Genomic DNA, 22,138 nt, shown 5'->3' with positions numbered 1-22,138 from the left:
GAGTCTTAGAGAAGGTGGAATGTTAAAATCCGTCTGTCATTCCGAGCGAAGCCGAGGAATCTCGCGTGCCGACGGATGAGTAGTGACTCAACGAAGCGGCAGAGATGCTTCGACAAGCTCAGCATGACAACGACTTTTCAACGATTAATTCCGCAGCGGCTTACCAGTCGTGAGGATGCTCTGGATGCGCTCCAGCGTTTTCCGCTCGCCGGTGAGGCTCAGGAAGGCTTCGCGCTCCAGGTCCAGCAGGTACTGCTCCGATACTTCGGTGGGCGCACTCAGGTCGCCGCCGCACATGATGAAGGCCAGCTTGTTGGCGATTTTCACGTCGTGGTCGGAGATGTAGTTGCCCTGCCGCATGGCGTGCACGCCGGTCATGAACATACCCAGCGCCCCTTTGCCGTGCACCTTGATGTTGGTTTTCTGCACCGGCTGGGTGTAGCCGGCATCAGCCAACTCAATGGCAGCAGCCTTGGCCTGCGCAATTACACGGTTGGAATTCACCACCACTTCGTCGCCGGGGCGCATGAAGCCTAAGTCGAAGGCTTCGGCGGCCGAGGTGGAAACCTTGGCCGTGCTCACAGTCATAAAGGTGTTGCGGAGCATGTTGTACTCGGGCTCACCTTCCTCGTATTTGAGGGCGGTGCGCAGCGTCATTTCCTTGGTGCCGCCACCGGCCGGAATCAGGCCCACGCCGAATTCCACGAGGCCCATGTATGTTTCGGCCGCGGCCACTACCTTATCGGCGTGCAGGTTCAGCTCACAGCCGCCGCCCAGGGCCAGGCCGTGGGGCGCGCTTACCACTGGAATGCTGCTGTAGCGCATCCGCATCATGGCCTGCTGAAACTGGGCAATCATCAGGTTCAACTCGTCGTACTCCTGGTCGAGGGCGAACATGTACACGAGGCCCAGGTTGGCTCCGGCCGAGAAGTTCGGCGCGTCGTTGCCCACCACGAGGCCGCGGAAGTCCTTTTCGGCCAACTCCACGCCTTTCAGCAGGCCCTGGATTACATCAGAACCCAGCGCGTTCATCTTGCTGTGGAACTCCACGTTCAGGATACCGTCGCCAAGGTCGAGAACCGAAGCGCCCGCGTTTTTCCAGAGCACCTTGCCAGTGGCGCGCACGTTATCGAGGATGATGAAGTTCTCGACGCCCGGAATTGCCTGGTAGGCTTTGCTTTCGAGGTCGTAGAACTGCTTTACGCCCGCCTCAGTCACCTTATAGAAGGTTTCGTGGCCGGCACTCAGCATTTCCTCTACCCACGGCGCTACCGTTTTGCCTTCAGCCTTGGCCAGCTCCAAGCCCTTCTTTACACCCAAGGCATCCCAGGTTTCAAAGGGGCCCATGTCCCAGCCGAAGCCGGCGCGCAGGGCGTCATCAATCTTGTAGAGCGAATCGGTGATTTCGGGAATCCGGTTGCTCACGTAGGCAAACAGGCCCGCGAAGGTCTTGCGGTAGAAGTCTCCGGCTTTGTCTTTGCCGGCCACCAGCACCTTAAAGCGGTCGGCCAGCTTCTCGATGGGCTTGGTGCTTTCGAGGGTGGCAAACTTGATTTTCTGGCTAGCTTTGTACTCCAGCGTATTCAGGTCGAGGGCCAGAATGGCAGTTCTGCCCTTTTCGTCCTTGGTTTTCTTGTAGAAGCCCTGGCCGGTTTTGTCGCCCAGCCACTTGTTCTCGCCCATCTTTTTCAGATAGCCGGGCAAGGCAAAAACGGCTTTGGCTTCGTCGTTGGGCAGGTTCTGGGCGAGGCCGTTGGCCACATTCATCAGCGTATCCAGCCCCACCACATCCGACGTGCGGAAGGTGGCCGACTTGGCGTGGCCGATAACCGGGCCGGTCAGCTTGTCGACTTCCTCCACCGAAAGGCCGAGTTGCTGCATCACCTGGATTACATCCATGATGGCAAACACGCCCACGCGGTTGGCGATGAACGCAGGTGTATCCTTGGCCAGCACGGTGGTTTTGCCCAAGTACAGGTCGCCGTAGTGCATCAGGAAATCCACCACTGCCTGGTCCGTGTCCGGAGTCGGGATAATTTCGAGCAGCTTCAGGTAGCGCGGTGGGTTGAAGAAGTGCGTGCCGCAGAAGTGCTTTTTGAAGTCCTCCGAGCGGCCTTCGGTCATCATATGAATCGGGATGCCCGAGGTGTTGCTCGTAATCAGGGTGCCGGGCTTGCGGAACTGCTCCACGCGCTCGAACAGACTCTGCTTGATATCGAGCCGTTCCACCACTACCTCAATCGTCCAGTCGCAGCCGGCAATATCCTTGAGGTTATCATCGAAGTTGCCGGTTTTGATGCGGCTCACATCGGCCTTGCGGTACAGCGGCGAAGGGTTGGCCTTCACCGTGGCCTCTAAGGCACTGTTGACGAGGCGGTTCTTCACTGCCAGCGAGTCGAGTTTCAGGCCCTTGGCCTCCTCGGCGGGCAGCAGCTCCTTCGGCGCAATGTCGAGCAGCAGCACCTGTACACCGATGTTGGCGAAGTGGCACGCAATGCGCGAGCCCATCACCCCGGAGCCCAGTACGGCTACTTTCTTGATGGTACGATTCATATTGGTGGGTAGTGGTTAGTAGTCAGTTGTGGAGGCATGCGTAAAAGCACGTCATGCTGAGCTTGCCGAAGCATGACAGCCATTATTCAGCATGACTGTTCTCATACAGACAAAAAGCCCGTTACGCAGCCGATGATTCGGCGGGGCGCAGGGGCTTAAGCTTGAAATTGTCGTAGAGCGTTTTGCCCTCAATCATCCCCGTAATCTGGCTCACCACGCGGAAGAACACGTCCAGCTCGCTCTGCGGGATTTCCTCGCGCACCTTCAGGTTGAAGTGACGCACAGTCTGACGCGAGATTTCCTTGTTGCGCAGCCCATCCTCAGTCAGGAAGATGCGCACTGAACGTTTGTCGTGGGTGTCGGCCTGCTTATAGATGAGGCCCTTGTCTTCCATCGAGCGCAAAATGCGGGTCAGGGAGCGGGTTTCGAGGCCTAGCAGGGGCGCGATTTTGGTCGCGGGCGTGCCGTTTTCCTGGTCGATGTTCAGCAGCACGAAACCGATGCTGGTGGTAATATCGTGCTTGGCCGCCTGCGTATTATACATGCGCGAAATGGCGTGCCAGGCAACCTTAATATTGTAATCGACGGTTTCTTCGGGGGTCATGGGAGAGTATCGCAAGTCCGGTAAACATACGGATAATATGTTATGCTTGCATACTATGTTCGTCAAAAAAAGTTTAGGTCCGGCTTACAGCCCGCATACGCGCTGAAAGCCGGACCAACTTCACACATCGTTACTGTTCAAACGGTTACATCTATACTAGACCACTAATAGCTAGCAGCACGCTGCTGACATATACCGGTTGGTATCGCGAAAAGCCTATTGATACAGGCCCTCGATGATGTCTTTGTTGTTGGCAGTAATAGCCTTGCGCTTCACTTTCATGGTAGGCGTCATCTCGCCTGACTCTACGGTCCAGTGCTCGGGCAGCAGTACGATTTTCTTCACCTGCTCCCACTTGGCAAAGCTCTCGTTGTACTTGTGCACGAGGTCCTCGTACATCTTCACCACCTTCTCGTTCTTCACCAACTCGGCCGGCCCACCGTCCGAGGATACGTTGTTGCGCTTGCACCAGCCTTTCAGGTCGTCGAAGGAGGGCACCACGAGGGCCGAAGCGAACTTCTGGCCGTCACCAACCACCATGCATTGCTCAATCAGCGGCGACTCTTTCATCTTGCCTTCCAGCACCTGCGGGGCAATGTATTTACCGCCCGAAGTCTTGAACATCTCCTTTTTGCGGTCGGTGATTTTGAGGAACTTACCGTCCACCATCTCGCCGATGTCGCCGGTATGGAACCAGCCGTCGGCATCGAATTCCTTGGCCGTGAGCTCGGGCTGGTTGTAGTAGCCCTTCATCACCGATTCCGACTTGGTCAGAATTTCGCCGTCGGCGGCAATTTTCACTTCGGTGTTATCGATGATTGGACCTACGGTGCCAATCATGTTGTTTTCGGGGTCGTAGCCGCCCACGGCAATTACGGGCGAGGTTTCGGTGAGGCCGTAGCCTTCCATTACCGGAATGCCAGCCGACCAGAACACTCGGGCCAACCGGGGCTGCAGGGCCCCGCCCCCACTCACGATGCAGCGAAGCTTACCGCCCAGCGCCTCACGCCACTTATTGAAAATAAGCTTATTAGCAAGCTTCAGCTGGGTGTTGTACAGGAAGCCGTGGTCTTGCTGGTTGTCGTATTTGAGACCCAGGTTGAGCGCCCAGAAGAACATGTTTTTCTTCACGCCTTCCAGCGCGTGGCCCTTGGCCACAATCTTGTCGTACACTTTTTCGAGCAGGCGCGGCACGGTGGTGAAGATTTCGGGCTGCACCTCACGCAGGTTGTCGGCAATGGTTTCCATGCTCTCGGCATAGTAGATGCTTACGCCGTTGATGAGGTAGAGGTGGGTAACCATGCGCTCGAAGATGTGGCAGAGCGGCAGGAAGCTCAGGGCCTTATCGTCTTTGGTAACCGGCACAAACCGCTGGGCATTGCGGCAGTTACTGAGCAGGTTGTTATGCGTGAGCATCACCCCCTTGGGTTTGCCGGTGGTACCCGAAGTGTAGATGAGCGTAAGCAAATCGTCGGGCTGCACGGCGGCTTTAAGCGGCTCCAGATCGGCCAAGTTGCCTTTCTTTCCCATATCCAGCAACTCGCCGAAGTAGCGGGCCCCGTCGAGCTTATCGAAGCTGAACACATTTTCGGTCGGGATGTCGAGGCTCTCGATGGCCTCAGTTACCTTCTCAAGCAGCTTCTGGTCGGATACCAGCACGGCCTTCACTCCGGCATCTGCGAAAATGAATTTGTAGTCTTCGGTAGTGATGGTAGGGTACATGGGTACACTCACGGCCCCAAGTTGGGCAATGGCGAAGTCGGCAATCATCCACTCAGGCCGGTTCAACGAAATCAGGGCCACCTTGTCGTCTTTGCCGATGCCGAGCGCGCGCAGGCCCAAGCTGGCCTCGTTCACCTGCCGCACTACTTCGTCGGTGCTCATGGGCTGGTAACGGCCGTCTATTTTGGCAGCTAGGCAGTCGGCTTTATTGTATTTCTGCTGCAGTAGGGGCAGAATATCGAACGTGCGGCGGATTTCCATGGGCAACAAACTATGCGAGGATGGGAGTGGAGAAGATAAAGACAGGCGCAAAGCGGCAGCGCATTGGTCCCGACCAGGGTATAAGGCACCTTAAATAACTGCTTTTTTCTGTAAACCTCAGTCATACGGCCCTAAAAACCACCGGCCGCGTGGCAGGCTTTTGCGTAGCTTTGTCCAACGCCCCTTCCGCGCCCGATGAATCTGGCTATCTTTTTCGATCCGCTGCCTGAAGAACTTGTTCCGGCCGGTGCTCCGGCTACCGTGCTGGCTGGGGCCATCTCGGCTTTTACCGGCGGCACTTTCCCCGATTGGCGCGCCGCCGACCTGGCCCTGATTGGCCTGGACGAGTGGCGCGGTAGTGCAGCCGGCGAACCGGCCGGCCATGGGGCCAACGCCGTGCGCGGCCAGCTCTACCAGCTTCAGAAAAGCAGCAGCCCCTGCCGCCTCGCCGATTTGGGCAACTTGCGCCCCGGCCTCACGCTGGAAGACACCTACCAGCGGCTGCGCGAAATTATTGCTGCCCTGCTAGAGCAGGGTACCGTGGCCATCCTGCTGGGCGGCTCCCACGACCTCGACTACGGGCAGTTTCTGGCCTACGAAACCCTGGAGCGGGCCATTAGCTTCGCTACTGTGGATGCCCGCGTGGATATGGCCGAGCCCGATGGCAGCGGGGCGGCGCCCGAAGACACGCACCTGCGCCGCATGTTGCTCCACGCGCCCAGCTTCCTGTTCAACTTCTCGCAGCTGGCCCACCAGCAGTATCTGGTGGCTCCCGACGTGCTGGCGGCCCTCGAAAAGCTGCACTTTGAAACCCTGCGCGTAGGCCAGATTCGCGACGACATCCGACAGGCCGAGCCGCTGCTGCGGCAAGCCGACTTCGTGAGCTTCGATGTAGCGGCCGTACGCTGGCAGGACGCGCCGGGCTACCAGCCGGCCAACCCGTTCGGCCTCACCAACGAGGAAGCGGCCAAGCTGGCCTGGTACGCCGGCTGCAACGACCAGCTCACCTCTTTCGGCCTCTACGGCTACCGCCCCAACCACGACCCGCACGGGCTGGCCGCCATGGTGCAGGCCACTATGCTGTGGTATTTTGTGGAAGGCTATTATTACCGTCGTCGCGAAATCGACTTCCGCGGACCCACCTTCCTGCGATACGCCGCGGGTCTGCACGGCCCGGTTCGCTACACGCAGTCGCACCCCGGCGGGCCCACCGATGAGGAGGAGGAAGATGGCCCCGACCGTATTGTGTTCTATAAGTCGCGCCAGACGGACCGCTGGTGGATGGAAGTGGTGAATCTGACTGGCAACGCCCGCCGCATTGTACCCTGCAGTTACCAAGACTACCTGCGCGCCGCCCAAGGCGACGTGCCCCACCGCTGGATTCTCACGCAGGCCCTGCTGGGGTAAGCCGAAGTCGGAAATCAACAGAAAAAACTAAAAATGGATAGCCCAGAAGCCGATTTTGAGCCGATTACGGGCGATGGGCGGCCGGTAGCGGAACAGCCCTTTTATACGCGCGGGCAGCTAGCCCTGCGCAACGGGCAGGACCGCGACGAAATATGGGTGGCCTTCCGGGGGCTTATTTACGACGTAAGCCGGTCGCGCCTGTGGAAGCGCGGCAACCACTACGAACACTGGGCTGGCCAAGACCTGACGCCCGAAATGGCCCAGGCCCCTCACCTACCCACTGTATTCGACCGGTTTCCGGTGATTGGCCGGTTGGCATAAACCAGTTGATGGCGCGGAAAGGCAACTTCGCGCCGTTTGTGCAGTATTGCTTATTCCCCCTTATCTCTCCCCGATGACTACCGAAAGCGCCTCCGAATACAACAACCTCGAAACGCTACCCACCGCCGCGCTGCTAGCCGGCATGAACCAGCTCGACCAAACCGTGCCGCAAGCCGTGGCCCGGGCGCTACCACAGCTGGAGGCGTTGGTAGAAGCCACCGTGGCGCGGCTGGGCGCGGGCGGCCGGCTGTTCTACATCGGAGCGGGCACCAGCGGCCGGCTTGGGGTGCTCGATGCCTCGGAGTGTCCGCCGACCTTCGGCGTGCCCCATGGTGTGGTTGTCGGCATCATTGCGGGCGGCGACACGGCCATCCGCAGGGCCGTGGAAAACGCGGAGGACGACGCCCAGCAGGCCTGGCAGGATTTGCAGGCCTACGACATTACCGATAAGGATATCGTGGTGGGCATTGCTGCTTCGGGCCGCACGCCCTACGTGATTGGCGGGCTGGAGCAAGCCCGCCAGCATGGGCTGGCTACGGGCTGCATTGTGTGCAACGCCGATTCGGCAGTGGCGGCGGCGGCCGAGTTTCCGGTGGAAGTGGTAACCGGCTCCGAGTTCGTAACCGGCAGTACGCGCCTCAAGGCCGGCACTGGCCAGAAGCTGGCGCTCAATATGCTCACCACAGCCACCTTTATCCGGTTGGGCCGCGTGAAGGGCAATAAAATGGTGGATATGCAGCTCAGCAACGCCAAACTGGTAGATCGGGGCGAAAAGATGCTGATGGACGAGTTGGGTCTGGAGCAATCCAAAGCGGCCGAATTGCTGGAGCTGCACGGCTCGGTGCGGGCGGCGTTGGCGGCCTACAGCGGGCATTAGTCAATCACTAGACTCTATCATTCCCCTTGAATCGCATGAATTTTGGCAGCCGAACGCTAATACTTTGTTTGGTGCAGTGCGGCTTGTTGCTCGGACTCTATTCACTGAGTTTAATCAACTATGATTGGCTGGTTACAATCTATTTACTGGTGTTATGCTTATTAAGCGCATTGTTGGTTGTAACAGCTGTTGCAGCCTTTAACCGAGGTCGAATTTGGCTTGGGCTGGTGACAGCATTATGCGGCGCACCCGGTCTTCTTTACTCAATGGCTTGGATAATGGCGGCACTGAGTCAATCAAGAGTGTAAATACTATCCTGACAGTCGGTATTGCAAAAGTGTCGTACCTAGAACGTAGCCGGCATTAAGTGCTGTTCTAACGACTCCGCAAGCTGAATCCACTTCCCTATGCATACTATTGAGCCGCACTACGCCTGGCTGGACCATTATTCGGCCTCCGACGACCCGCTCTCGCCGTTGCATGAAGCCGAAAACAGCCTCGATTCTTACGTTAATACCATCTACGGTTACTACATTCATCCGCAGTGGGACAGCTTGGGCTCCGAGACGCTATTTCTGAAGATTCTGTTCGTGGATTACGAGCTGGGCGCGGCCATCATCGAGTTTATCGGGGAGTGGAACGACGCCATTGAAAACGACATCATGGAGCTCAAGCGCAACATTATCGACCTGATGACGCACGAGGGCATCCGCAAATTCATTCTGATCGGTGAAAACGTATTCAACTTCCACGGTTCGGAAGACGACTACTACGAGGAGTGGTTTGAGGACGTGGAGGACGGCTGGATTGCGGCCGTGAACTTCCAGGAGCACGTGAGCCGCGAAATGCGCCAGTACAACATCGACTCCTACCTCAACTTCGGCGGTCAACTCGACGACCTACCCTGGCGTACCTACCCGCCCACCAAGCTGTTCGAAGTAGTAGATGGCTTGCTGCAACGCCGGCTGGGCTGACAGTATTGGGGTAGGGGCGGGGCTTGCCCCCGCCCGCCTTTGGTACCGTTTCAACGATTTCGTTCCGACGGCGGGCGGCGACAAGCCCCGTCCCTACGCAACCAGCACAAAAAAAGAGGCCTCCCGCAAGCGGGAGACCTCTTTTTTGCATCCGGTGAAGGATGCGTCAGTAATTACTGAGCTGGAACGGTAGCAGGAGCCGTAGCATCCATGCCGTCAGCCGAGTTCTCCATAGCGTCAGCCTTGGCATCAGCCGAGTCACGTACCATGTCAGCCTTCTCTTCCATAGCGTCAGCCTTCATTTCGCCGGCCTCTTCTACGTTGTCAGCCGAGTTTTCCATGTTGTCTTCAGTCTTGCTGTCGCACGAAGCGAACGAGAACGAAACAGCAGCCAGGGCGAGGAACAGTACTTTTTTCATGATGGGGGGTTGTTGGAATTTGAAAAGTCGATTTGGATAAACCAGCCCGGAAATCCTGGCTGATTTGGGTCTTTATACCCGAACTGCCGGCAGGTAACCCGCAGGTTTTAAAAAAAACTATTATTTTTTCAGCTACTGGCCTAACCTATTGATAACCTGCCGGTAGGGTTGCTTACTTTTTACGGAACACGATACCGATGGGCACGCCAGTGAAGTCGAAATGCTCGCGCATCCGGTTTTCGAGGTAACGCGAGTAGCTCTCCTTCACATACTGCGGCAAGTTGCAGAAGAAGGCGAATACCGGGTTGTGCGTCGGCAACTGGGTAACGTACTTGATGCGTACCAGCTTGCCCTTCTGGATGGGCGGCGGGTACTTCTCAATTTCCTTCAGCATCACCTCGTTCAGTTCCGAAGTCGGGATTTTACGACGCTTGTTGTTGTACACTTCCACCGCCGTTTCGATGGCTTTGTGCACCCGCTGCTTGGTAAGCACTGAGGTAAAAATAACAGGCGGATACGCGATAGGCGCAATCTTCTCCATGATTTTCGCCTCGAACTCCTTGGCCGTGTTAGTTTCCTTGTTCTCGATCAGGTCCCACTTGTTCACCAGAATCACGATGCCCTTGCGGTTCTTGTCGGCCAGACCGATGATGTTCACATCCTGCGACTCGATGCCGCGGGTGGCGTCCAGCATCACTACGCACACGTCGGCTTCTTCTAGGGCCCGCAGCGAGCGAAGCACCGAGTAGAATTCCACGTCTTCGTGCACCTTGGTCTTGCGGCGCAGTCCGGCCGTATCCACCAGCATGAACTCGTTGCCGAAAGCGTTGTAGCGGGCTTGGATGGAGTCGCGGGTGGTACCGGCAATATCGGTTACAATGCTGCGGTCGGTGCCCAGCAGCAGGTTCACAAACGACGACTTGCCCACGTTGGGGCGGCCCACGATGGCAATTTTGGGGATACCCAGATCGGGCTCCTCTACGCCCTCGTCCTCGAAGTGGCTTACTACGGCATCCAGCAAGTCGCCGGTGCCCGAGCCGCTGGCCGAGGAGATAGGGTAGATTTCGCCGTCGCCCACGCCCAAGGCGTAGAACTCGCCGGCCGCGTGGATGCGGTTGTTGGTGTCGGCCTTGTTGGCGACGATGTAGATGGGCTTTTTGCCCTGGTAACGGCGCAATACACTGGCAAATTCCTCGTCGAGGCTGTGTACTCCAGCGATGGTGTCTACCATAAACAGCACGACGTCGGCCTCATCAATAGCCAGCTTTACCTGCTTGTTGATTTCGCCCTCGAAGATGTCGTCGGAGTTGTGCACGTAGCCACCGGTGTCAATCACGGTGTAGTACTTCCCGATCCAGTCGCCGTAGCCGTAGTGCCGGTCGCGGGTTACGCCGCTCTCGTCGTCCATGATGGCTTTGCGCTGACCGACGAGGCGGTTGAAAAGCGTCGATTTGCCCACATTGGGGCGCCCGACAATGGCAATGGTATTCTTCATATGTCTGACTCCAGCCGCCGGCCCGACCAAGTTCGGCAGTGCCCGGAGTAGTTAAGTGAGTTGTTGAGTGGTCGGTAATACTATCGGCGAAGCCGTTTTTTGGGTGGCTGAGTACTGTAATTCTTCAGCTTGATTTCGATTATTCCTTGCGAGGCACTCTCCCCGTATAGCGCTGGCAGCAGCTTATCCCGGTTAAGCGAAACAGACGCTACATCCTGTAGCGTGTAGTAATCCAAACTATCAGCGCGGAAGTTCCTTCCGTTCAGCGTGAGGGGTAAATAGGCTCTCTTTTCTCTTACAGATTGTAGAACAACCGAGTCTTTCGCTACTGCTATTTTCCCTTGCACTGGCATATAGCAAACGGGCGTTTGGTGCGGTACCACGACTGTTTGCATTGCTTCTACCAGTATTCTGAGGTCACTCGGAACCTTACTGGTTTGTGCCCGAGCGATTAAACTGAAGGTTAGCAAGAGAAGAGTGATAAGTAGTTTCATCGTCGAAGCAGGCAGTGCGTGTTTTTTTCAGATGCGCAATACCTGAAAATTCCACATGGCCCTACTGGCTGTACCCAAACCGATTCAGGGCCTTTGGGTCGGTGCGCCAGTTTTCATCGACTTTAACATAGGTTTCGAGGAAGACTTTCTTCTGGAAGAACTTCTCCATTTCCTCGCGGGCCCAGGTGCCTACCTTTTTGAGAGCCGCGCCCTGCTGGCCGATAATGATGCCTTTCTGGGAGTTGCGCTCCACATAAATCACGGCGCGGATTCGGATGATGGTTTCGTCTTCCTTGAACTCCTCGATCCCTACTTCGCAGCTGTAGGGCACTTCTTTCTTGTAGAGTTTGAAGATTTTCTCCCGAATCATTTCGGCCGCGAAAAACCGCTCGGGTTTGTCGGTTAGCTCGTCTTTGGGGTAATACGGCGGGTGTACGGGCAGGTAGCCCAGCACCAGGTCAAGCAGCTCGCCGGTGCCGAACTTTTCGAGGGCCGAAATGGGCAGCACCCGGGCCGCGTTGGGCAGGTGTTCGCGCCAGTAATCCACCTTGGCTTCCACTTCCGCTTGATCAGCTTGGTCTATCTTGTTTACCAGCAGCAAAATAGGCGTATCCACCATTTTGCGCAGGCGCTCCACTACCGGCTCCTCGTCGTGCTTCTCGTAAATATCAGTCACGAACAGCACCACGTCGGCATCCTCCAAAGAAGAGTACACAAACGACATCATGGCGTTGTGCAGCTCGTATTTGGGCTGAATAATGCCCGGCGTATCGGAGTACACCAACTGGAAGTCGTCGCCGTTGAGGATGCCTAGGATGCGGTGGCGCGTGGTCTGAGCTTTGCTGGTTACAATGCTCAGCCGCTCACCCATCAGGGCGTTCATGAGCGTTGACTTGCCCACATTGGGTTTGCCGATAATGCTCACAAAGCCAGCGCGGTGCGGGGTTGATTCGGTATTCATTTCAGTAGCTGAAATTTGGGGTGCAAAGGTAACTCTTTTCTAGGCCGTTAGCTATTAGCGGTTCGCGGTTCGCTTTTTTGTGGTTTGATTTAGGGATAACCGGCCAACTTTGCGGTTACTACAAAACATCCGGCGTTGCATCTGACGGCGACGGTGCAAGTTGCCATCCCGATCGAAAAAAGCTATTGGCTAACAGCTGTCAGCCAATAGCTAAAAAGTCAGCTATCAGCTCAAACAAATGTCTGCTTCCAACCAAGGCCGCATTGGCGTGTTGCTCGTCAACCTCGGCACGCCCGACTCACCCAAGACGCCCGATGTGCGTCGGTACCTCAACGAATTCCTGACCGATGGCCGCGTGGTGGACATGCCGGCGGCCATTCGTTACCCGCTGTTTCGGGGGCTGGTGGTACCGTTGCGGGCACCTAAATCGGCTAAAATCTACCAGCAACTCTGGACCGAGCGCGGCTCTCCCCTACTCTTTCACGGCCTCGACCTACAGAAAAAAGTGCAGGAGCAGTTGGGTTCCGACTATCTGGTGGCCTTCGGGATGCGCTACCAAAACCCGAGTGTCGAAAGCGCCTTGCAGGAGTTGCGTGATGCAGCCGTGAGCCGGATTATTGTGCTGCCGCTGTTTCCGCAGTATGCATCGGCCAGCACCGGCTCGGTGCAGGAGAAGGTGATGGATATCGTGAGCAAGTGGTGGATTGTACCCAACATCAGCTTCATTAGCAACTTCGTGGATGAGCCGGGCTTCATCGAAACATTCGCTATGCTGGGCAAGGCCGAAATGGCCAAGCACAACTACGACCACATGGTGTTCAGCTACCACGGCATTCCGGAGCGGCACGTGCTGAAAGGCAGCCACAAAGGCTATTGCAAACTGGCCGACTGCTGCAAATCCTACAACAAAAACAACCGCTACTGCTACCGCGCGCAGTGCTACGAAACTTCGCGCCAGCTGGGCAAAGCCATGGGCCTCACACCCGAGCAGTACACGACCACTTTCCAGAGCCGACTGCAAAGCCGCCTCCGTGACCCGTGGCTGCAACCTTACACCGACGAGGTAATTAAGGAGTATCCGGCCAAAGGCATTCACAATGTGCTGGCCTTCTCCCCCGCCTTCGTGGCCGACTGCCTCGAAACCACCATTGAAGTGGGCGAGGAATTCAAGGAGCTGTTCGAGGAAGCCGGCGGCAAGCACTGGCAGCTTGTACCCAGCCTAAACTCCCAACCCATGTGGGTAGAAGCCGTAGCCGGCATGATTCGGCGGAATTAAGGTTGGTTTTCGGATAAGTAAAACGTCATTCAGAGCAAAGTGAAGAATCTCGCCTGCCACAGTAATTCCTCACGTAAGGATTACCGTGGCAGGCGAGATTCTTCGCTTTGCTCTGAATGACGTTCTGCATTAAGTCCTCCCCTGCTACTTCAACCGGCGGCGCTGGTAGAACGTGGCGGCGTCGTAGCTGGGCTGGTTGTAGAAGTCGGGTTCGGTGGAGGCTTCGGGAAGGCCCAGGTTGAGGGCGCGGAGCATGGACTGTTCGTACTCGCGGGTTATCTGGATTTCGTTGTAGGGCGGGTACAGGGCCACCGATTCGTAGGTGAGCGACGGCACGAATACGTTGTCGGCCTCCTCATCGAGGGCGGCCACCCCAATGGGTAGCAGGATGTGGTTGTCGCGCGCATCGAGGCCCAGGCTCTCGTCGAGCTGCAGGTCGAGGTAACGCACTTTTAGCGCGTCCACGTCCACAATCAGCTCGAACACTTGGCCGAATTGGCGGCCGTCGGCCCCACGCACGGCCCAGCCGCGCACATCGGGGTTGTCATCGGCCACTTCAAACTCGGTCAGGTCGCGCAAGCGGCGCAGGTGCAGGCCCTGAGCAGAGGGTATTGGGTCGGAAGGTGTTTCCATAGAAGAAAGCGGGGTTGAAATCGGGAAGAAAAAAGCCGGCGAAGCCTAGCGGCCCGCGGGCGGGGCGTTGAAGGCCCGCAGCAATTTGGTGGCCCGCTCTAAATAGCTGCGCAGCGCCTGCTGCTCCTCGGGCGTGGCGGTCTGGCCACTCAGGTCGGTGGCCTGGGCATTGAGGCGTTGGGCTTCCTCCTGCAGCTCCGGATACCCCTGCTGCTGGATGGCCTGCATCAGGTTGGAAGCAGCCACCAGCCCGGGGCGCAGGCGGGCGGCGGGCTCGTCGAGCCGGGCGGTGGCACTGGTCAGGTCGTCGCGGCGGGTCTGGATTTCGGGTGTGCGCAGGTCGTCGCGGTCCACGAGGCCTACCAACGACGACGTGAGCAGGCGCAGGGCCTCGTGGCCGTAACCGGGCCGGGCCGCGTCGCTGGCTACGAAAGCAGCCAGCACATCGGGTGTTACCGGGGCAGTAGCGGCCATTTCGTTGGCTACGTCGGTGGCGGGTTGGGGGCCGGTTTCGGCACCAACAAGCGTATCGGCGGGCACGAGCGGCGTTTCGGCGGGCGGCGGCGGCGGTGGAGGCGGCGTATCGCGGGTGGCATTTATTTCGGCCCTGAACAGAAACCAAGCACCCAAGCCCACTACGGCCAGCACTACTAGCAGCAGCAGCCAGGGGCTGGGCGTGTTTTTCTTGCGTTGAATATTGATGTCGGCCATAACGAGAGAAGTAAAGCGTGCGCTAGCCATACGCGCTCCGGCCTAATTATGATTCGGTCGGAGCACGTATGGCTAGCGCGGCAGTAGCAGCACGGAGGGCCAGCCAAGACCCGATGAGGCTGTGAATGGATGATTGCCCGCCCCCCACTGCGAGGCCTAGCCAAATTTGCTGCTTGCACGCAGAAGTAGTTCCCATCAAATACGAAGCCCCTGACGTCACCACAGACATTAGGGGCTTTGCGCTTGATAGAAGTCACCCTGATTGGAAGCTGAAGTAACTCTACTATCCTTGGAGTGCTCTGCCGTTAACTCATCACCTCGTTTTTACGGTACATCTTGGCCAGCTGCTCCACGGCGTAGTCCACCTCCTCTTCGGTGTTGTATTTGCTCATGGAGAAGCGGACAGTGCCGCGGTCGGGGTCGCAGCCCAATGCACTGAGCACATGGGAGCCGGCATTGGCCCCACTGGTACAGGCCGAGCCTCCCGATACGGCTACCCGGTTAATATCTAGGTTGAAGAGCAACATTTCGTTGAATTCGGAGGGCGGCAAACTCACACTCAGTACCGTGTACAGGCTCTGGTCGGTGTCGGCTGAAGTTCCGTTGAACTGTACTCCTTCTATTTCGGTCCGCAGCTTTTCAATAAGCCGGTTTTTGAGGCCCTGAATGTGGCGCTGGTGCTCAGCCATGTCGCGGTAGGCTATTTCCAGTGCTTTGGCCAGGCCCACGATGCCATACACGTTTTCAGTCCCGGCGCGCTGGTTGCGCTCCTGCGAGCCGCCCTGAATCAGCGCGTCGACCATCTGGCCCGCGCGGCGGTACAGGAAGCCCACCCCTTTTGGGCCATGGAATTTGTGGGCCGAACCCACCAGGAAATTCACTGGCAGCTGCTGCAGGTCATGCCGGTAGTGGCCCATGGTCTGTACCGTATCGGTATGAAACACAGCCTGATGACGAGCGCAGGCTTCCCCAATGGCAGTCAGGTTGTTGAGGTTACCGATTTCGTTGTTGGCGTGCATCAGGCTCACAAACGTGCGCGGGTTGGCAGCCAGCAACTCTTCCAGGTGGCCCAGATCGAGGCGGCCGTGGGCATCGTGGCGCAGGTAGCTGAGTTGCATCTCCCCACTTTTTTCCAGCGCCTGCATAGTATGCAACACCGCATGGTGCTCCAGCTTCGAGGTAATGCCGTGCTTAAGCCCCAGTGCGCGCACTGTCCCGCAGGCAGCGTAGTTGTCTGCCTCGGTGCCGCCCGAGGTAAACACGATTTCGGCCGGGGAGGCATTGATGAGGTGGGCTACCATTTTGCGGGCATTTTCGATGGCGGCACGAACCTGCCGGCCAGGACCATGAATGCTATTGGGGTTGCCGTAATGGGTTTGCAGAAACGGCAACATGGCATCCAGCACTTCGGGGTCCAGCGGGGTAGTGGCGGCGTTATCGAAATACACATTCATGGGCGAAGCGAAAAGGCAGTGAAAACCAGCCGGGAAGGACGGCCAGCCGAAGTCAGCTACAAAAATAGCGGATTCGCGGCGGCTACCGAATGACCCGGCCCGGTGCCTGACGCTGAGCCCAGACAAATGGGCACAAAAAACCGGCCGACATCAACCCACTTATTGGGGTTGGTGTCGGCCGGTTTTTTTAGCGTCGCCGCTAGGCCGCAAACTAGTGGCTGATAATCTCCCTGATGTCGCCGATAATTTTATTGGCCAAATGGTCGGCCGTGGCGTTGGACTCCGACTCGGCATAGATGCGGATAATCGGCTCGGTGTTCGACTTGCGCAGGTGCACCCATTCCTTATCAAACTCAATTTTCACCCCATCGATGGTATTTACCGGCTGGCCGGCGTAGCGCTGCTCCATTTGGGTCAGCACCTGGTCGGTATCGATTTCGGGGGTCAACTCAATCTTGTTCTTCGAGATGAAGTAGTTGGGGTACGAGGCCCGCAGGTGCGTCATCGGCAGGCCAACTTTGGCCAAATGACTTAGAAACAGCGCAATGCCCACCAGCGAATCGCGGCCGTAGTGCAGCTCGGGGTAGATGATGCCGCCGTTGCCCTCGCCGCCGATAACGGCCTGCGTTTCCTTCATTTTGTTTACCACGTTCACCTCCCCCACGGCCGAAGCCGCGTACTGGCCGCCGTGCTTCTCAGTCACGTCGCGCAGGGCACGGGTGCTGCTTAAGTTGCTCACGGTATTACCCCCGCCGAGTTGGCCCAGCACGTAATCGGCCACTGCTACCAGCGTGTACTCCTCACCGAACATGCTGCCATCCTCGTTCACTAGCGCCAGCCGGTCCACGTCGGGGTCCACCACAATGCCCAGGTCGAAGGAGCCTTTTTCCATCAGCCGGGCAATGTCGCGCAGGTTTTCGGGTAGCGGCTCGGGGTTGTGGGCGAAGTCGCCAGTAGGCTCGCAGAACAGCTTTTCAATAGTTGTTACGCCCAGCTGCTCCAGCAGCATTGGCACGGCAAAGCCCCCGCAGGAGTTCACCGCATCTACCACTACCCGGAAGTTTTTGGCCTGAATGGCGGCTTTATCAACCAGTGGCAAAGCCAGAATAGCGTCGATGTGGGTTTGCAGAAAAGTGTCGTCGGTTACGTAGGTGCCTAGCTTGGTAACGGGCGCAAAGTCGAAGGCCTCCGAGTCGCCCAGTGCCAGCACCTGCTGGCCATCGGCTTCCGAAATAAACTCGCCTTTATCGTTGAGCAGCTTCAGCGCATTCCACTGCTTGGGGTTGTGCGAGGCCGTGAGGATGATACCGCCACCGGCCTTTTTAGCGGGCACAGCCATTTCGACGGTAGGCGTAGTGCTCAGGCCCAGATCGATGACGTGGATGCCCAGGCCCTGCAGCGTGGCCGCTACCAGCCGGCTCACCATATCGCCCGAGATACGGGCGTCGCGGCCGATAACGATGGTATTGTTCTGCGTCTGCTGGAGGACCCAGGTGCCGAAGGCCGCCGCGTACTTCACAACGTCGATGGGGGTGAGGCCCTCGCCGGCCGCGCCGCCGATAGTGCCCCGGATGCCGGAAATAGATTTAATAAGAGCCACGGAAGGTGCTGCTGAAGGTAGAAGGGGCAAAATGACCCGTAAGCGGCCGCAAAAGTAACTAGCCGCCGCTGCTTTCCCTACGTAAGCGGCTACCTCTTCGGTTGAAGCAACTGGCATACTAGCCCGGCCACTTCGGCCCAATGCCCACCCGCTTTGTATATTTGGCCTGATGCAAAACGCCACCCCCAACCGCCGAACTGAACAGTTGGCCGCTTTTGGCCGCCTGCTCGATGTGCTCGACCGCCTGCGTGCCGAGTGCCCCTGGGACCGAAAACAAACCCTCGAGAGCCTGCGCCACCTCACTATTGAGGAAACCTACGAGCTCAGCGACGCCATCATCCGCCACGATCTTCCCGACCTGAAAAAAGAACTCGGCGACGTGATGCTGCACCTACTTTTTTATGCTAAAATTGCCGGCGAGCAGGGTGCTTTCGATGTTGCCGACGTACTAAATGCCCAGTGCGAAAAGCTTATTTTCCGTCATCCTCACATCTATGGCGATGTGCAGGCCGAAACTGAAGAAGAGGTAAAGCGAAACTGGGAGCAACTGAAATTGCGCGAGAAAGGCAACACTTCGGTGCTGGGTGGCGTACCCGCTTCTCTGCCGGCCCTCGTTAAGGCGATGCGTATCCAGGAAAAAGCCCGCGGTGCGGGTTTCGACTGGGAGCAGCCCGAGCAAGTGTGGCAGAAAGTGCAAGAAGAGTTGGCCGAGTTCGGGGAGGAGTTTGCCGACAAATACGTCGATGATGCCACCCCTGCTGATGCAGCGCGCACCGAACGGGCAGCCGCTGAATTTGGCGACCTGCTGTTTTCGCTTATCAACTTTGCCCGCCATGCCGGCATCAATCCGGAGGAAGCGCTGGAACGAACCAACCGAAAATTCATTCAGCGTTTTCAGTATCTTGAAACGCAATCAGCCAGCCAAGGTCATCAGTTAACCGACCTAACACTTGCGCAGATGGACGTGTATTGGGAAGAAGCGAAGCGTTTGACAGGCCGGCAAAGCGTCTAATTTTTTAGGACAAAGCGCTTTTTTTTGCGGATTATGTCGGTTTAGCGCGTTTAAACACGATTTTCTTTTGGTAGCAGTCAGCTTTTTTAAGTAGGTTTGCCAAGGCTAACTTCGCTTCCTCACCCATTTCGCCGCCAAAGTCGTTGTCTGTTTCTTTCTAAACGGTCAGTAACCCTAACGTAACTAAATGGGTCGGGCGGCAGGCAGTCCACCCACTTTTTTACCATTTTTCAACAAGCACCTCAACCTTTCACCAACAACCCCCTAATTCTCCGGACCAATGGAACAAAAGAATGCTATGAATAAGCCCGCGGCCCGGCCTGCCGCTGCTGCTACGCCAAAAGGCGACTCGAGAGGCAGTGGTTCGTCCGCATTTGCCATTATTGCCATCATCGCGGCATTCATTGTAAGCGTGCTGGTCTACATCTTCATTTTCGGTAACGGCAGCCACTTCCAAGGCGGCGACAACGCCAACAACCCTATTGCCGGTGACTACTTCGGCGTAGTGTACAAGGGTGGCCCGGTAGTACCGGTACTGATGACCATGTTCCTGTTGGTAATCATCTTCTCGATTGAGCGGGCTCTGACGCTGAGCCGTGCTAAAGGCTCGAAGAGCATTGAGTCGTTCGTACGCACCATCCGTCAGAAACTGAACGTAAACGACATCACTGGTGCCATTGCCGCCTGCGACCAGCAGAAAGGCTCGGTAGCCAACGTAGTACGCGCCGGTCTGGTGAAATACCAGGAGATGTCGCGTGACCGTTACCTCGAGAAAGACCAGAAAGTACTGGCTATCCAGAAGGAAATCGAGGAATCGACTGCTCTGGAGCTGCCCATGCTGGAAAAAAACCTCGTTATCATCTCGACCTTGGCTTCTATCGCTACACTGGTAGGTCTGATCGGTACGGTACTGGGTATGATCAAGGCCTTCTCGGCTCTGGCCCAGGGTGGTGCCCCCGATGCAGTAGGCCTCGCCAACGGTATCTCGGAAGCTCTCATCAACACGGCCCTCGGTATTACCGGTTCGGCCCTGGCTATCGTTGCCTACAACTTCTTCACCAGCAAAATTGACGAGCTGACATACAGCATCGACGAGGCTGGCTTCAGCATCATTCAGACCTTCTCGGCCCAGCACGGCGCTACCGACCACTCGGCCCCGGTTACCACGACCACCGTTTAGTTTTAGCGCCTTTGTGCACTAAAACCGCGAGTTGTTCGTTTCTGAATCACGCGTTTAATAACTCCAGCAATGCCTAAAGTAAAGCCTCACAGAACATCCCCGTCGCTCGATATGACGCCGATGGTGGATCTGGCCTTCCTGCTGGTGACTTTCTTCATGCTCACCACCAAGTTTGCCCCGGAAGAGGCCGTGGTGGTGGACACGCCTTCCTCTACTTCTGAAATCCGGCTGCCCGAGTCGCATGTGCTCACCGTAGCCATCGACAAGGACAAGCGCATCTTCTTTGGCGTCGGCGACGACGAAATCAAGGAAGAGTTGCTAAAGCAGATGGGTGCTAAGTATGGTATCAGCTTCACGGCCGCTCAGTCGAAGGCTTTCCGTGGGGCCGGTGCCAGCTTTGGCACTCCTATCGAAAAGCTGCCAGCCTTGCTCAGCCTCGACCCTGAGCAGCGGAAAGAGGTTACCCAGGACGGTATTCCGGCCGACTCGCTGAACAACCAGCTGATTGAGTGGGTAATTGCTGCCCGCTCGCTTAGCCAGAAGCAGTTCAACACGGCCCCTTATATCGCCATTAAGGGTGATGGACAGGCCGATGTGCCGACAGTGAAGAAAGTCATCAAACTGATGCAGGAGAAGAACATTAACCGGTTCAATCTCATTACCGACCTCGAAACCAAACCGGTGGCCGGTAAATAATCCGCACAGAAACTATGGCAGAAATCCCACAAAGTGGCGGCGGCGGCGGAAAAGGCGGCAAGAAGCGGGCGAAGAAAATGTCGACCAAAATCGACATGACCCCGATGGTTGACCTAGCTTTTCTGTTGCTGACCTTCTTCATGCTGACGACCACGTTCAGCAAGCCTACCGTCATGGAAATCAACATGCCGGTTAAGCCCAAGAACGAAGAGGAGAAATCGGAGATTAAGGCGTCCAACGCCTTTACCGTTCTGCTCAGCGCCGATAACAAGATTTACTACTACGACGGACTACTTAGCGGTGACGTTAAGCCAGAGTTGAAGGAGTCGAGCTACGGAGCCGATGGCATCCGGAAAGAGTTGCTCTCCCGCCACACCAACCCCAACCTCGTGGTGTTGATCAAGCCGGCCGACGACTCGAACTACAAAAACATGGTCGATATCCTCGACGAAATGAACATTACCGACCAGAAAAAGTATGCGCTGGTGGACATTTCGAAGGCCGATAACGAACTGATAAAATCTTCTGGATTATGATGGACAACACGCAGTTGGCCAACGCCTCCCTCGACGACATCGTTTTTGAGGGACGCAATAAGGCCTACGGGGCTTACATAATCCGGCGGGTGTATGGCAAGCACGTAACCCGGGCTGTCTTGATTTCCGTGGCCATTGTGGCTCTTCTGATTGCTTTCCCGCTTGTTGCGCGGATGCTGAAGAAGGACGAGGTGGTTGTGGAGGACAAGATGCTCAAGGTGAACGAGCTGATGGAAGCGCCCCCGCTGGACAAAAACATTCCCCCGCCACCACCGCCACCACCACCGGAGGCGCCACCACCGCCACCACCCAAGCTCTCCACCATTAAGTTCACCCCGCCCGTCGTGAAAAAAGACGAGGAGGTGCGCAAGGAAGAAATTCCGGACCAGGAAGAGCTAAAGGAGAAAACGGTGGCCGCTGTGACGATAAAGGGTAACACCGACAACCCTGCCGACCTGAAAGGGCTGGAGCCCGGTGAGGGCGACAAGGCCATTGAGGAAGTAGTGGTGACCAAGCCGTACACTTACGTAGAGCAGATGCCGGTATTCCCCGGCGGACAGGAGGCGTTACTAGCTTACATTGGCAAGAACACCAAGTACCCGGCCATGGCTCTACGTAATCAGGTAGAAGGCCGCGTATTCGTTAAGTTCGTAGTAGGTCCTGATGGATCTGTTTCGAACGTAGAGGTGCAAAAAGGCATTGGTGCTGGTTGCGACGAAGAGGCTACACGGGTTGTAAAAAGCCTGCCGCGCTTCACGCCGGGCCGACAGAATGGCCGGGCTGTATCGGTTTACTACACTGTACCGATTACCTTCTCGATCAAGTAATTCTGGCTGACCGCTTGCGTCAATCAACTTCTTAAACCCCGAATCAGACACCTGTCTGGTTCGGGGTTTTGCTTTTGCGGTTATGTCCAGTCGGATCTGCAAGTATCGGTTCCGAAAAATATAGT

General features: G+C 56.9%; 20 protein-coding genes. 10 read left to right on the top strand and 10 right to left on the bottom strand.

The window, feature by feature from the left end; genetic code table 11:
• Window positions 1-144: 144 nt before the first annotated feature.
• The 3 genes from HW556_RS08240 to HW556_RS08230 all read right to left on the bottom strand — a co-directional run bounded on the left by HW556_RS08240 (window position 145) and on the right by HW556_RS08230 (window position 5,140).
• A complete protein-coding gene (locus HW556_RS08240) occupies window positions 145-2,553 on the bottom strand; it encodes a 3-hydroxyacyl-CoA dehydrogenase/enoyl-CoA hydratase family protein (RefSeq protein WP_176899551.1) in 2,409 nt (802 codons plus the stop codon).
• 121 nt (window positions 2,554-2,674) lie between these two features.
• Complete coding sequence (locus tag HW556_RS08235; protein ID WP_176899550.1) at window positions 2,675-3,157, bottom strand: MarR family winged helix-turn-helix transcriptional regulator; 483 nt, start codon at window positions 3,155-3,157, stop codon at window positions 2,675-2,677.
• A 216-nt stretch (window positions 3,158-3,373) separates the two neighbouring features.
• Window positions 3,374-5,140, bottom strand: a complete 1,767-nt coding sequence (locus HW556_RS08230; RefSeq protein WP_176899549.1) for an AMP-dependent synthetase/ligase — start codon at window positions 5,138-5,140, stop codon at window positions 3,374-3,376.
• A gap of 195 nt (window positions 5,141-5,335) precedes the next feature.
• On the opposite strand from HW556_RS08230, the gene HW556_RS08225 reads away from it, so the two are divergent.
• The 4 genes from HW556_RS08225 to HW556_RS08210 all read left to right on the top strand — a co-directional run bounded on the left by HW556_RS08225 (window position 5,336) and on the right by HW556_RS08210 (window position 8,719).
• Window positions 5,336-6,547, top strand: coding sequence for a formimidoylglutamase (locus HW556_RS08225; protein ID WP_176899548.1), 1,212 nt, complete (start codon window positions 5,336-5,338; stop codon window positions 6,545-6,547).
• 33 nt (window positions 6,548-6,580) lie between these two features.
• Window positions 6,581-6,868: a cytochrome b5 domain-containing protein gene (locus HW556_RS08220; protein ID WP_246289569.1), complete on the top strand. Its 288-nt coding sequence runs from the start codon at window positions 6,581-6,583 to the stop codon at window positions 6,866-6,868.
• A 73-nt stretch (window positions 6,869-6,941) separates the two neighbouring features.
• Complete coding sequence (gene murQ / locus HW556_RS08215; RefSeq protein WP_176899547.1) at window positions 6,942-7,745, top strand: N-acetylmuramic acid 6-phosphate etherase; 804 nt, start codon at window positions 6,942-6,944, stop codon at window positions 7,743-7,745.
• Between the two features lie 407 nt (window positions 7,746-8,152).
• Window positions 8,153-8,719: a hypothetical protein gene (locus HW556_RS08210; protein ID WP_176899546.1), complete on the top strand. Its 567-nt coding sequence runs from the start codon at window positions 8,153-8,155 to the stop codon at window positions 8,717-8,719.
• 173 nt (window positions 8,720-8,892) lie between these two features.
• Here the strand turns inward: HW556_RS08210 and HW556_RS08205 are convergent, their stop codons facing one another.
• From HW556_RS08205 to era, 3 genes are all read right to left on the bottom strand, one after another.
• Window positions 8,893-9,138 (bottom strand): hypothetical protein, encoded by a 246-nt coding sequence (locus tag HW556_RS08205; protein WP_176899545.1) that lies wholly within the window; start codon window positions 9,136-9,138, stop codon window positions 8,893-8,895.
• A gap of 172 nt (window positions 9,139-9,310) precedes the next feature.
• Window positions 9,311-10,633 (bottom strand): ribosome biogenesis GTPase Der, encoded by a 1,323-nt coding sequence (gene der / locus HW556_RS08200; RefSeq protein WP_176899544.1) that lies wholly within the window; start codon window positions 10,631-10,633, stop codon window positions 9,311-9,313.
• Between the two features lie 555 nt (window positions 10,634-11,188).
• Complete coding sequence (era, locus tag HW556_RS08195; RefSeq protein ID WP_176899543.1) at window positions 11,189-12,088, bottom strand: GTPase Era; 900 nt, start codon at window positions 12,086-12,088, stop codon at window positions 11,189-11,191.
• A gap of 238 nt (window positions 12,089-12,326) precedes the next feature.
• On the opposite strand from era, the gene hemH reads away from it, so the two are divergent.
• Window positions 12,327-13,364: a ferrochelatase gene (hemH, locus tag HW556_RS08190; protein ID WP_176899542.1), complete on the top strand. Its 1,038-nt coding sequence runs from the start codon at window positions 12,327-12,329 to the stop codon at window positions 13,362-13,364.
• Window positions 13,365-13,508: 144 nt separating this feature from the next.
• Here the strand turns inward: hemH and HW556_RS08185 are convergent, their stop codons facing one another.
• The 4 genes from HW556_RS08185 to glmM all read right to left on the bottom strand — a co-directional run bounded on the left by HW556_RS08185 (window position 13,509) and on the right by glmM (window position 17,762).
• Window positions 13,509-13,997, bottom strand: a complete 489-nt coding sequence (locus tag HW556_RS08185) for a PRC-barrel domain-containing protein (RefSeq protein ID WP_176899541.1) — start codon at window positions 13,995-13,997, stop codon at window positions 13,509-13,511.
• A gap of 45 nt (window positions 13,998-14,042) precedes the next feature.
• The gene (locus tag HW556_RS08180) at window positions 14,043-14,708 is read right to left on the bottom strand and encodes a hypothetical protein (protein ID WP_176899540.1); all 666 of its coding nucleotides are present in this window, start codon (window positions 14,706-14,708) and stop codon (window positions 14,043-14,045) included.
• A gap of 305 nt (window positions 14,709-15,013) precedes the next feature.
• Window positions 15,014-16,162, bottom strand: coding sequence for a cysteine desulfurase family protein (locus HW556_RS08175; protein ID WP_176899539.1), 1,149 nt, complete (start codon window positions 16,160-16,162; stop codon window positions 15,014-15,016).
• A gap of 211 nt (window positions 16,163-16,373) precedes the next feature.
• Window positions 16,374-17,762: a phosphoglucosamine mutase gene (gene glmM, locus HW556_RS08170; protein ID WP_176899538.1), complete on the bottom strand. Its 1,389-nt coding sequence runs from the start codon at window positions 17,760-17,762 to the stop codon at window positions 16,374-16,376.
• A gap of 169 nt (window positions 17,763-17,931) precedes the next feature.
• Here glmM and mazG point away from each other — a divergent pair, with 169 nt between their 5' ends.
• The 5 genes from mazG (at window position 17,932) to HW556_RS08145 (ending at window position 22,013) form a co-directional block, all read left to right on the top strand.
• Window positions 17,932-18,774, top strand: coding sequence for a nucleoside triphosphate pyrophosphohydrolase (mazG, locus tag HW556_RS08165; protein WP_176899537.1), 843 nt, complete (start codon window positions 17,932-17,934; stop codon window positions 18,772-18,774).
• A 298-nt stretch (window positions 18,775-19,072) separates the two neighbouring features.
• A complete protein-coding gene (locus HW556_RS08160; RefSeq protein ID WP_176899536.1) occupies window positions 19,073-19,954 on the top strand; it encodes a MotA/TolQ/ExbB proton channel family protein in 882 nt (293 codons plus the stop codon).
• A 69-nt stretch (window positions 19,955-20,023) separates the two neighbouring features.
• Window positions 20,024-20,650 (top strand): ExbD/TolR family protein, encoded by a 627-nt coding sequence (locus HW556_RS08155; RefSeq protein ID WP_176899535.1) that lies wholly within the window; start codon window positions 20,024-20,026, stop codon window positions 20,648-20,650.
• A 14-nt stretch (window positions 20,651-20,664) separates the two neighbouring features.
• The gene (locus HW556_RS08150) at window positions 20,665-21,186 is read left to right on the top strand and encodes an ExbD/TolR family protein (RefSeq protein ID WP_176899534.1); all 522 of its coding nucleotides are present in this window, start codon (window positions 20,665-20,667) and stop codon (window positions 21,184-21,186) included.
• Window positions 21,183-22,013, top strand: coding sequence for an energy transducer TonB (locus HW556_RS08145; RefSeq protein WP_246289568.1), 831 nt, complete (start codon window positions 21,183-21,185; stop codon window positions 22,011-22,013). The genes HW556_RS08150 and HW556_RS08145 overlap by 4 nt, the downstream gene beginning before the upstream one ends.
• The last annotated feature ends 125 nt before the right edge of the window (window positions 22,014-22,138 follow it).

Origin of the sequence: Hymenobacter terrestris, from assembly GCF_013377905.1 — a bacterium.
Lineage (GTDB): Bacteria > Bacteroidota > Bacteroidia > Cytophagales > Hymenobacteraceae > Hymenobacter > Hymenobacter terrestris.
This window is presented reverse-complemented; position numbering and strand designations above follow the sequence as displayed.